The 12982-nt window shown below is 31.1% G+C and carries 9 protein-coding genes; 2 read left to right on the forward strand and 7 right to left on the reverse strand.

Features of this window, described 5'->3' with window-relative positions:
* Positions 1-229 precede the first annotated feature (229 nt).
* The 7 genes from WHD08_RS04875 to rpmH all read right to left on the reverse strand — a co-directional run bounded on the left by WHD08_RS04875 (position 230) and on the right by rpmH (position 8900).
* Positions 230-1453, reverse strand: coding sequence for an ABC transporter permease (locus WHD08_RS04875; RefSeq protein WP_208889021.1), 1224 nt, complete (start codon positions 1451-1453; stop codon positions 230-232).
* A gap of 1 nt (position 1454) precedes the next feature.
* Positions 1455-2624 (reverse strand): ABC transporter permease, encoded by a 1170-nt coding sequence (locus tag WHD08_RS04880; RefSeq protein ID WP_208889020.1) that lies wholly within the window; start codon positions 2622-2624, stop codon positions 1455-1457.
* A 1-nt stretch (position 2625) separates the two neighbouring features.
* Entirely contained in the window at positions 2626-3618 is a 993-nt protein-coding gene (locus WHD08_RS04885; protein WP_208889019.1) for an HlyD family secretion protein, read from the reverse strand.
* Positions 3619-3631: 13 nt separating this feature from the next.
* A complete protein-coding gene (locus WHD08_RS04890; RefSeq protein ID WP_208889018.1) occupies positions 3632-4987 on the reverse strand; it encodes a TolC family protein in 1356 nt (451 codons plus the stop codon).
* 27 nt (positions 4988-5014) lie between these two features.
* Entirely contained in the window at positions 5015-5599 is a 585-nt protein-coding gene (locus tag WHD08_RS04895) for a TetR/AcrR family transcriptional regulator (protein WP_165730575.1), read from the reverse strand.
* A gap of 176 nt (positions 5600-5775) precedes the next feature.
* Entirely contained in the window at positions 5776-8631 is a 2856-nt protein-coding gene (gene carB, locus WHD08_RS04900; protein ID WP_208889017.1) for a carbamoyl-phosphate synthase large subunit, read from the reverse strand.
* A gap of 107 nt (positions 8632-8738) precedes the next feature.
* Positions 8739-8900: a 50S ribosomal protein L34 gene (gene rpmH, locus WHD08_RS04905; RefSeq protein ID WP_036820926.1), complete on the reverse strand. Its 162-nt coding sequence runs from the start codon at positions 8898-8900 to the stop codon at positions 8739-8741.
* 224 nt (positions 8901-9124) lie between these two features.
* Here rpmH and WHD08_RS04910 point away from each other — a divergent pair, with 224 nt between their 5' ends.
* The gene (locus tag WHD08_RS04910; RefSeq protein WP_165730571.1) at positions 9125-10738 is read left to right on the forward strand and encodes a CTP synthase; all 1614 of its coding nucleotides are present in this window, start codon (positions 9125-9127) and stop codon (positions 10736-10738) included.
* A 211-nt stretch (positions 10739-10949) separates the two neighbouring features.
* On the forward strand, positions 10950-12830 hold the full coding sequence (gene yidC / locus WHD08_RS04915; protein WP_208889016.1) for a membrane protein insertase YidC: 1881 nt from the start codon (positions 10950-10952) through the stop codon (positions 12828-12830).
* Positions 12831-12982 lie beyond the last annotated feature (152 nt).

Here is a 12982-nt window from a genome sequence, read left to right on the forward strand (position 1 = left end):
AAATTTGAGAAAGATTAAGAAAAGCTTAGGATTTTCAAGGTATTCAAATCAAAAAAAAGCGATGTATAGATTTTATAACTGCTTTTAGATATCAGTACATAAAAACCTACTTTTTATTTACCTTAACTGATTACTTTACAGTAGCTACTAAATTTATTTTTGTCCGTTAGAGCACAGTTGAGAACTAATTGATTACTAAAATAGTTTTCGACTCTTATAATCTATATAATTAACTATTTACCTCTAATCCTTTTTTTAAGATCACTTCCTTTTTTGCTCTTAATTTTAAAGAGATAGCAGCAATGACAAAATAAATGATTGTCAACAACCATAAATGATTCCATTCTTTTAAAACATCTAAAAATGAAGCCTCCATTTGTGTTAATTTAACAAAACCATTCATACCAGGTGTTGATGGTATTATGTCTGAAATAAATTTATAAAACTTAGAAAAACCTTCAACAGGAAAAGACAAGCCGCTTAACATTAAAGACGGAATAGAAAGCAACACTAAAAACACAATAGAATCTTCTCTTCTTTTAAAAAAAGAACTGATGGATATTCCTAAAAATACCACAGAAAATATATACGGAATTATAAATACGTAAATTGATAATAATGAGGAACGCACCGGAATTCCAAATAGCGTGTACACAACGCCAACTTGAACAGGAATAATAACGATATAAATTAAAGTATATAAACAGGCTTTTGCTAGTAAAACAGAGATTACGCCTCCTCTACTTAATATTCTTGGAAATTCTTTATGCGTAGAAATATTTTCTCGTCGAGAACCACTTAAAAGACCAATTCCCATCAACAATACTAATTGAATAATTAAAGCTGTTAACATGGGAATTAAATAAGTTGCATACCCAGAATTTATGTTAAACAAACTGGTTGATATTGCTTTTATAGGCGTATAATTTTTCTGAGCAGCATCAAAAGAAACACCTTTAGCCATTTCTTTTTTTATTGAAATTCCTGCACTAAAATATCCGTTAACCGCAGTAACATCTCCTAAAACACGTTTGTAAAACAACATATTTGCAGCGTCAGAAAAAGTAGTAATGGTAGTTTGTCTACCACTTCTAATATTCTTTTCAAAATTCTTTGGAATCATAACGATACCTTGCACTTCTCTGGAATAGTAGGCTACTTTTGCTGCTTCTAAATCTGCAAATGATGTTATTGTTTTTGTACCTTCTGTAGCCGCTAACATAGCAATGTAATCTCTACTCATTCTGGTACCATCTTGATTTACAATTGCTACCGGAACTTCTTTTATTATTTGATTTGAATATATATAGGTATACACCACCAAAATAATAAGGGTAACAGATAAAAAAGTACTCGCCACCGCTTTATCCGATTTAATTGAATTCCATTCGGTACGGAATGTATTCTTAAATGAGATGATGCCTTTGTAAAATAATTTATATAAATTCTTCATTTTAAATACTGTGATTAAACTTTCCTTTTAAAAACAATCTTTTTAACTTAAACCAACTTATTGAAATTGGTACAATACACAGAACAACTAAGATAATGATTGCCTTTAAAGAGTAAAATACAGGAAACCCTCGTTGCGATTGATCTAATAATAATTCAAAGAAATGGGTAAACGGAAAAACCTGACTCAACCATTGCAGTATTTCTGGCATTCCGAAAATTGGAAATGTAATTCCTGAAAAAGAAAGACTTACAGCACCAAAACCAGAACCAATTGTTAAGGCTTCTCTAAAACTACCACTAATAGCAATAAAGAATAATGCAAATGATTGATTTGCTAATATCAATAAAAGTAAACCAGCTAAAACGGTTGTTTTACTACCAAAAAAAGGAAAATCTTGCCATACGTACATACTTAATAGTGTAATAATGCCTACAAATAAAAACCAAATAGTATAAGGTAAAACTTTTCCTAAAATAATAGCAGATAAACTTCCGTTTGTAATGCTCAATAACTTATTTCCTTTGCTATATTTTAAATCTGCTCCAAAACAATAAATAGTGGTTAGCATGACAAATAATTGGAAAAACATCGTTAAAAACCCGGTATTTAAGTAATAAGAGTAATTTGTATACGGATTAGACAATACATGATTATTTGCTTTTATAGGTTGATAATTAACCAATGCTTGATGCTTTGAAACTCCTTTTTTACGTTGCTTTTCTATGTTTACACCAGCCGAAATTGTTCCTATTACTTTTCGAAATGCTTTGTATTCTAATCCACCAGCCAATAACAAATTACTATTGTACTGGTTGATGATGTTTACTTGTTTTCCACTTTTTAAATCGGCTTCAAAATTTTGAGGAATTGTAACGACACCATACGCTTTTCCCAAGCTAATTAATTCTTCTCCTTTTTGCTGATTTATAGGAAAAAAACCAATTTTAATATCTGGCGCAGCATCTAACTGAGCAATTATATTTCTTGAGGTTGCAGTATGATCTAAATCTACCACAGCAACAGGTAAATCTCTAGCAACACCTTCACTTAAAAGCGTATTGAAAAACAAAATGGACACAAAAGGCAATATTACTGCAAGAACAAAAGTCGACTTACTGTTAAATAACAGTGCGATCTCTCTTTTTGCAATCCGTAAAGAGGGTTTCATTTTACTCATTAAATTGAGAATAATCAATTAAAATACTCATTCCAGGTCTTAACTCTACTTCTTTTTCAACAGGCATCGCCTTAATTTCAAAAGTTCTAATATCAAAATCTCCAGTAGCTTTTGTTGCACTCCAAGTAGCATAATCTCCTAAAGCAGCCACGTAATAAATTTTAAATTGTACTTTTTTATTGTTTAAAGCAGGAATCGTTGCTTCAAAAACACTTTCTTTTTTAAAATTGAAAAGACTCGTTTCTTTAATATTTAAGATAGCGTAACTATTTGTTAGATCAACCAAATGAGCCACAGGATAACCTGCTCCTATTAATTCTCCTTCTTCTGGTAAAAAATCAAGAACTTCTGCATCTATAGGTGCAATAATATTACGCTCATTTTTATAACCCTCTAACTCAATTAAAGCGCCATCTGCTTGTTTTACCATTGCTGTAGCAGCATCTATATCTTCGTTCCTAGCACCTTTTTTTGCCATTTGATACATGCTTAATGCAGCTTCTTGGTCTTTTAAGGCAACTTCTTTTTTAGCAAATATTTCATCTCGTTTTTGTTCAGAAATTACACCGTCTTTAAATAAGTTTGCCATACGAGTATATGTCTTATTCATTACATTGGCTGCTGCTGTTGCTTTTTCATAGACACTTTTTGCAGCTCTAATTTCTTCTGACCTTGCTCCATTTTGTGCTTTATTTTTTTGAGCATTTGCAGCATCTCTTAAAGCTAACGCTTGTTGCTCTTTAGCCATAATTTCTGGACTTAAAAGCGTTGCTATCAATTGTCCTTTTTTTACACTTGCTCCCTCTTTTACTTCAAAAGAATTGATACGTGTAGGTATTTTAGAAGACAAATAAATTTCTTTTGCTTCAATTCTACCTTGTAAAACAACCGATTTAGGTTTCGTTAAAAACCACACACCTGTAAGAACTATAATTGAAATAATTACAACACCTATTAATGATTTTATAAATTTTGGATTTCTCATTTTAATTTTATTATTAATTTTGATTTAAGAAAGAAGCTGTTTTTCCTGTAAGTACCATTAACTCTCCGTAAGCTACATTGTACTCATATAAGGCTTTTATTTTATGTAATTTAATTTCTGATAACTTTAGAGTTGCGTCCATCACTTCTAGTGAAGTTCCTGTTCCTTCTTCAAAAGCACGTGTTCTCATAAACTTTAGTCTATTTGCCAATGCTTCATCTGTATGTAAACTTTCGTATTGCTCCAGTTCCTTTTGCATGGTATTGTACAATTTTTCTGTGTACGTCGTTAAATTTAGTCGTGCTTGTCTATCAATTTCTTCTACTTGAGAAATTTTGTATTTAGATGCTTTTATTTTATGTTCTCTTTGAAAACCATTAAACAATTCCCATTCTACACCAACACCAACAAACCATTTTGTATCTACCAATGGCAAATTATCTTTCCAAAGGATGTATTTTCCAGAAACTCCTACTTTCGGAAAATAATCGCTCTTTTCTACTTGTACTCCTACTTTTGCTAACTCATGATTTTTTTCAATGATTTTTAACTGTTCATTTTCAGTCAACATATCATTGGTAAACTCTTGCAAAGGTTTTACAATGGTGGGTTCCTTAAATTCACTACTGAAACCAGAAATTGAATTTACTCCTATTAAATTCTGAACAGCCGTAGTAGCCAAATCGACATCTTTTTTAGCGCCTAACAACTCTCTATTTGCATTAGACAAAGCTACTTTAGCGTTTAAAGTTTCTACTTCTGGAATAATACCATTTTCGAAAAACTTAGTTGCTTGGTTGTTATGTAACAAAATAACATCATATACTTCTTGTCTTAACTGCACTGCTTCTTGCGCTAACTTTAACTTAAAAAAGTAATTGATTAACTGAATCGTTAATGCATCTTCTTTAATTTTATGCTTGGTTTCTGACAATGCTAATTTTATTTCTGATGCTTTATTGGCAGCATTAATTTTTCCACCTGCATAAATTGGCATCGATATGTCTGCAGTGGCAAACCCCATATTTTTTTCTTGCAGCGTAAAATCCCAACTTCCTAAAACCGATGCAGGATCTGTAATTCCTAACAAACCACCTACCATATTTCTTTGCTCATTTAAATCAGCCGAAATATCTTTATCTAAATGCATATAAGTACCAGAAACACCTACCGTTGGTAAACGCAATCCTTTTGTAGCTTTGTGCTCTTCTTCCATCGCTTTTACTTCAAAGCTAGAGGCTTTTGCATCTCCGTTTTTAGACAACATTAAGTCATACGCTTGCCTTAAAGTAATATCTTGGGCGTTTGTAAATGTTGTTATAAAACCTAATACAACAGAGAAAAACACTCCTATTCTATTCAATTTCATTGATTTATTTTTTAAATTGATATTCACTTATTTTAAAATATTTAAAATATTGTCAGTTAGTTTATCTACATCATCTATAGTAACTTCTTGTTCTCCAAAAATATTTTTTCTTGTAAAATTGATATAATCCACGGCATAGACTAAAATGTGATAATGCAATTGATACACCGTTGTTTCTTTAGAAATCTCTCCAGATTTCACTCCAATTTTTTTGATGCTGTTCATTAATTCAGCACTTTTTTCTTTAATGATTTCTGATGCAAAAAAGTTTTCATTATGTAGCAATTGATAAAAAAACTTAGATGCATTTGGCTCATCTAAAAAGTAAGTTACTCTATTTCTAATAAACTCTTCTATAAGTGGTTTAATAGTATTTGAGTTTATGGTTAATAAATATTCTAGCTCTTTATATAAAGAATCTACCTTATCATGATAAAGTTCATTTATTAAATCTTGTTTACCTGTATAAGTTCTATACAAATACCCACCACTTACGTTTGCTTTTTTAGCAATCATTGCAATTGTAGTTGCTTCAATACCATGTTCTACAATGGTGTGCATAATCGCATCTTTAATTCTTGCTATTTTATCTTCATCAATTTTACGCGCCATACTTAGAATTATTTTCCGAATACAAAGTTATGAATAAATGTTCATTCATTTATTAAAAGAGAATAATTTTTTATCATTAATAAATATAAAACCTTAAAGTATAAGCATAAAAAAAGCATCCAAAAATACTGAAAATCAATATTTTTAGATGCTTAATATAAAGTTTTACTTGAAAATTACTTATTCAAATACATTTTACGTCTTGCGTACAAATCATAAAACTGATCGTCTCTTAAACTATCAATAAACAAAATACTCTCTCCAGTAGACTTCATTTCTGGTCCTAGTTTCTTATCAACGTTCGGGAACTTGTTAAAAGAAAATACAGGTTGCTTAATTGCATACCCTTCTAATTGAGGGTTAAAATTAAAATCTGTTACTTTATTATGACCTAACATTACTTTTGTTGCATAATTTACATACGGTTCTTTGTATGCTTTTGCTATAAATGGTACTGTTCTAGATGCTCTTGGGTTTGCTTCAATAATATAAACAATATCATTTTTAACTGCAAACTGAACATTAATCAAACCTACCGTTTTTAACTCTGTAGCAATAGTACGAGTATGGTCTTTAATTTGTTGTAAAACTAAATCGCCTAAATTAAAAACAGGCAAAGTAGCATTAGAATCTCCAGAATGAATTCCACAAGGCTCAATATGCTCCATTATTCCAATAATGTACACATTACCATCTGCATCACAAATTGCATCTGCTTCTGCTTCTATCGCTCCATCTAAATAATGATCTAACAATAATTTATTACCAGGCATTCTACCTAATAAATCTACAACATGCTTTACCAACTCTTCTTTGTTGATTACAATTTTCATTCCTTGTCCTCCTAATACATAAGAAGGTCTTACTAAAATAGGGAAATCTAATTCATCCGCTAAAGCCAAAGCTTCATCCGCAGTTTCTGCGATACCAAATTCTGGGTAAGGAATATTGTTACTTTTTAACAACTCAGAGAAAAGCCCTCTGTCTTCCGCTAAATCTAGTGCTTCAAAAGAAGTACCAATAATTTTAATTCCGTATTTCGTTAACTTTTCAGCCAACTTTAAAGCCGTTTGTCCACCTAACTGTACAATAACTCCTTCTGGTTTTTCATGACGAATAATGTCATAAATATGTTCCCAAAAAACAGGTTCGAAATATAATTTATCAGCTGTATCAAAATCTGTAGAAACCGTTTCTGGGTTACAGTTAATCATAATGGTTTCGTAACCACATTCCGCAGCTGCTAAAACACCATGTACACAACAGTAATCGAACTCAATTCCTTGTCCAATTCTATTCGGTCCAGATCCTAAAACAATAATTTTCTTTTTATCAGTTACAATACTTTCGTTTGCAATAATAATTTCTCCGTCTGCAGTTTCAATCTCGTTTTCGAAAGTTGAATAGTAATAAGGAGTCTTTGCTTTAAACTCTGCAGCACAAGTATCAACTAATTTAAAAACACGTTGTACTTTTAATTCTTCTCTTTTTGTATATACTTCACTTTCTAAACAACCCAGCATGTGCGCTATTTGCCTGTCTCCGTATCCTTTTTGCTTCGCTTCTAGTAATAAATCTCTTCCTAAAGTATCAATTTTGTAGGTAGAAATTTCTTTTTGAAGTTGAAATAACTCTTCATATTGTTTTAAATACCACATGTCTATTTTTGTGATATCGTAAATCTGAGTTAAAGGAATTCCCATAGCAATGGCATCGTAAATTGCAAACACACGATCCCAACTTGCATTGGTTAATTTTTCTATAATTTGGTTATAATCTGTATACCCTTTTCCGTCTGCACCTAAACCATTTCTTTTAATCTCTAAAGACTGTGTTGCTTTGTGCAATGCTTCTTGGAAAGAACGTCCAATTCCCATTACTTCTCCAACAGATTTCATTTGTAAACCTAAAGTTCTATCTGAACCTTCGAATTTATCAAAATTCCAACGTGGTATTTTTACAATTACATAATCTAAAGTTGGCTCAAATAAAGCAGATGTAGATTTTGTAATTCCGTTTTCTAATTCATCTAAAGTATAACCAATCGCTAATTTTGTAGCTACTTTTGCAATAGGATACCCTGTTGCTTTAGACGCTAAAGCGGATGAACGAGAAACACGAGGATTAATTTCAATAGCAATAATATCTTCTTTTTCGTCTGGCGAGACTGCAAACTGTACGTTACAACCACCTTCAAAATCTCCAATAGAACGCATCATTTTAATAGACATATCACGCATTTTCTGATACGTTTTATCAGAAAGTGTCATAGCAGGTGCTACTGTTATAGAATCTCCAGTATGAATTCCCATAGGATCCATATTTTCGATAGAACATATAATGACAACGTTATCGTTTTTATCACGTAATAATTCTAATTCGTATTCTTTCCAGCCCATCATTGCTTTATCAATCATCACCTCATGTATTGGTGATGCTTCTAAACCAAAACTTAAAAGTTGGTCAAAATCTTCTGCTTTGTAAACAATAGAAGCTCCTGCCCCACCCAAGGTATAAGAAGAACGAATTACTAAAGGAAAACCAAATTCTTGTGCAATTTCTTTACCTTTTAAAAATGAAGTAGCTGTTGCTTGAGGCGCCATTGGCACATCAATCTTTAACATTAACTCTCTAAACTGCTCTCTGTCTTCTGTAATATTAATGGCATCAATATCTACACCAATTAATTTTACATTAAAATCTTCCCAAATTCCTTTATCATCTGCTTCAATACAAAGGTTTAATGCGGTTTGCCCACCCATTGTTGGTAAAACAGCATCAATTTGTGGATGCTCTTTTAAAATTTGAATGATAGATTTGGTTGTTAAAGGCAACAAATAAATATGATCAGCCATAGATGGGTCTGTCATAATTGTTGCAGGATTTGAGTTGATTAGAACTGTTTCTATTCCATCTTCTCTTAAAGAACGTAAAGATTGTGAACCAGAATAATCAAATTCACAAGCTTGTCCAATAACAATTGGTCCAGATCCAATAATTAAAACTGATTTGAGGTCTTTTCTTTTTGGCATTGTAAGTTGTTGTGTTATGTTGTTTTACAAAAATAGTTAGTGCTTGGGTATAAAAAAAGGCATTACTTAAAAAAGTAACACCTTATATATTAACAAATGTTAATCATTTATTTTTTATGTCTAGTTTCAGTAGAAACAGAAATTTTCTTTCTTCCTTTAGCTCTTCTACGAGCTAAAACCTTTCTACCATTAGCAGAAGCCATTCTTTCCATGAAACCATGTTTATTTCTTCTCTTTCTCTTTGACGGTTGGTAAGTTCTTTTTGGCATTATCTGTATTTTTAAATGTCTTCTATTATTATTTTACTGCTTTAAATTCTACTCTTTTAAAGCGTTGGCAAATATACAACTGTTTTTATTTATGGCAAACACTATTTTAAAAAAAAATGAAATATTTTTTAACGAGACAAAAGTACAAGTTTTGTAAATCTTTTCACCTTTTTTATTTGACAGAATTTTTAGAGTTAGTACTTTTGCGCAAACCTAAGAATACCATGAGTAATACTAAATATGTTTTTGTAACAGGAGGCGTAACATCATCCCTTGGAAAAGGAATTATTGCTGCATCATTAGCAAAATTATTACAGCAAAGAGGATTTTCTGTAACTATCCAAAAATTAGACCCTTATATTAATATAGACCCAGGAACTTTAAATCCGTACGAGCATGGAGAATGTTATGTTACAGATGATGGAGCAGAAACAGATTTAGATCTAGGTCATTATGAGCGTTTTTTAAACATTCCTACAAGTCAATCTAATAACGTAACTACAGGTAAAATTTATCAATCTGTAATTAATAAAGAGCGTAAAGGAGAGTTTTTAGGAAAAACGGTGCAAGTGATCCCTCATATTACAGACGAAATTAAACGTAGAATCCAGATTTTAGGAGAAACGGGCGATTACGATATTGTAATTACAGAAATTGGTGGAACTGTTGGTGATATTGAATCTTTACCATATGTAGAGTCTGTTAGACAAATGCTTTGGGAAAAAGGAGAAGATAATGCTATTGTTATTCATTTAACATTGGTTCCTTTTTTAGCTGCTGCAGGTGAATTAAAAACAAAACCTACGCAACACTCTGTAAAAATGTTAATGCAAAGTGGTGTGAGTCCAGATATTTTAGTGTGTAGAACAGAACATGAAATTTCTGATGACATTAAACGTAAACTGGCTTTATTTTGTAATGTGAAGCAAGAAGACGTAATACAGTCTATAGATGCAGAGACTATATATGATGTTCCTAATTTAATGTTAGCACAAGGTTTAGATACCGTTGTTTTAAATAAATTAAAGCTTTCTTCTAAAGGAGAACCAGAATTAAAAGTTTGGAACAACTTTTTAGAGAAACACAAAAACCCAAAGCACGAAGTAGAAATTGCCTTAATTGGTAAATATATTGAGTTGCAAGATTCTTATAAATCTATTACGGAAGCTTTTATTCATGCAGGTTCTACGCACGAAACTAAAGTAAAAGTACGTTGGGTACATTCAGAAAGTTTAACACCTAAAAATGCAGAGAAAAAACTAAAAGGTGTTAATGGTATTTTAGTGGCTCCTGGTTTTGGTGATAGAGGTATTGAAGGTAAAATTAGAGCCGTAAGATATGCAAGAGAAAATAATATTCCTTTCTTCGGAATTTGTTTAGGAATGCAAATGGCGGTTATTGAATTTGCAAGAAACGTTTTAGGTTTAGAGAATGCAAGTTCTACAGAGATGAATAAAAGCACTAAAGACCCTGTTATTAATTTAATGGAAAGTCAGAAAGATGTTACCGAAAAAGGTGGAACCATGCGTTTAGGTGCTTGGGATTGTGAGTTGAAAAAAGATTCTAAAATATACAAAGCTTATGGATCTGACATGATAAGCGAGCGTCATAGACACCGTTTTGAGTTTAACAACGATTATTTAGAACAAATTGAAGCTGCCGGAATGAAAGCAACAGGTTTCAACCCTAAAACAGGATTGGTAGAAGTTGTAGAAGTACCTGCACATCCTTGGTTTGTTGGTGTTCAATATCATCCAGAATATAAGAGTACCGTTTTAAAACCACATCCTTTATTTGTAGATTTTATTAAAGCTGCCTTAAAACAGTCTCAAAAATAAAAAAGTATTTAATTAAAAGCAGTCGAAACTTAAATATTTCGACTGCTCTTAAAGTGACATTATAAAAATTAGGAATACTATTTGAACTACATAGTTAGTATCAAAAATAAAGTAGCAAAAATTATATAAAGCTGCTTTTTAACTACATTTGTCGCGTTTTTATCAAAAGATATTTTTGGTTTAATGACAAATTGACATTTTAAAATAACACATGGAACAAAAAAAATTCGATATCAATTCTTTTATAGGAATGTTATTATTAGGAGGTATTTTATTATACTGGATTAACTCTACCAAACCAGATGAAACTACGGATCCTTCTACGAATACAGAACAAATTGTAGACACTACAAAAAACACATCGAATAATTTTACAGAAAACACACCTGTTTTTGAAAACGATTCTTTAAAACAAATTGCATACACAACTAAACTTGGTGCTTTTGCACAAAGTGCAATAAAAGGTTCTAACGGTACTTCTGTTTTAGAAAATAACTTGGTTAAATTAACCGTTAGTAATAAAGGTGGACAAATTATAGAGGCTGAAATTAAGAATTATAAAACTCATGATTCTTTACCTTTATATATGATAAAAGACAAAAACGCGTCTTTTAACATCAATTTTGGTACTACAGACAATAGAATTTTAAACACCAAAGACCTATTCTTTGAACCTACAGTTTCTAAAAATGGAGAAACGACTGTTCTTTCTATGAAGTTAAAAGTTTCAGACACTCAATTCTTAGAATATAGATATGAGATGAAACCAGAAAATTACATGGTTAATTTTGCAGTTCGTTCTCAAGGTTTAAGCAATGTAATTAACTCTTCTACCCCAATTAATTTAGATTGGTCTTTAGATGGTTATGCACATGAAAAGAGTGTAAAGACAGAAAACACCATGTATTCTCATCTTTATTATAAAACAGAAGATGATGTAGATTATTTGAATGCTGGTAACACAGAAATTTTAAATGATGTTGATTGGATTTCTTATAAACAACACTTCTTTACGTCTATCTTATTAACTGATACTCCTTTTAATAACAGTACTGTAACTTCTACAGATCTTATTAAAAATGAAGAATTAGATACGGTTTTTACAAAACGATATGAATTAAAAACTCCGTTAGAATTAGCTAGTGGTGAGTTAAATTATAACATGAAATGGTTCTACGGACCAAGTGATTATAATTTATTAAAGACTTTTGAAGGTACTGATTTAGATCATACAGCAGATTTAGGTTGGGGAATTTTTGGTTTCTTAAACAGAACTGTATTTTACCCAGTATTTAATTTCTTAAAAGGATTCTTATCTAACTACGGATTAATTATTATTTTAATGACTATTGTTGTTAGAATCATCATGTCTCCGTTAGTTTATAAATCTTATTTATCTAGTGCTAAAATGAAGGTAATTAGACCTGAATTAACAGCTTTAAATGATAAGTATCCAGGAAAAGAAAATGCTATGAAACGTCAGCAAGAAACCATGGCTATTCAGCGTAAAGCTGGTGTAAGCATGTTATCTGGTTGTATTCCTGCAATATTACAAATGCCAGTTTTCTTTGCATTATTCAAGTTTTTCCCAACAAACTTAGCTTTAAGACAAGAGAACTTTTTATGGGCAAATGATTTATCTTCTTATGATATGATTTATCAATTGCCAATTAAAATACCTTTTTATGGAGATCACGTAAGTTTATTTCCAATATTAGCTTCTGTCGCAATTTTCTTTTACATGAAAATGAACCAAAGTCAGCAAGCAAATATGCAGCCACCTACACAAGAAGGTATGCCTGATATGGGAAAAATGATGAAGTATATGATTTACTTCTCTCCTATTATGATGTTGTTTTTCTTTAACAACTACGCAAGTTCATTAAGTTTGTACTACTTTATTTCTAACTTACTAACGATTGTTATTATGTTGGTAATTAAGAATTTTGTTATTGATGAAGATAAAATTCATGCTCAAATAGAAGAAAACAAAAAGAAACCGGAAAAGAAGAAAAGTAAATTCCGTCAAAAAATAGACGATGCTATGAAGCAAGCACAAGAGCAACAAGCACAACAAAAGAAAGGTAAATAGTAAATAAAACCTTACATCATAAAAAAACCAAAACTTAATTGTTTTGGTTTTTTTTGTTTAAAAAGGGAGCTTTTATATTATTACTTTAACACCAAAAAAGTAAATTAGCTGCTTATAATTAGCTTTAGTTAGCAGCATTTTATTAACGCTAA

It is taken from the genome of Polaribacter sejongensis (assembly GCF_038024065.1).
Classification (GTDB): Bacteria; Bacteroidota; Bacteroidia; order Flavobacteriales; family Flavobacteriaceae; genus Polaribacter; species Polaribacter sejongensis.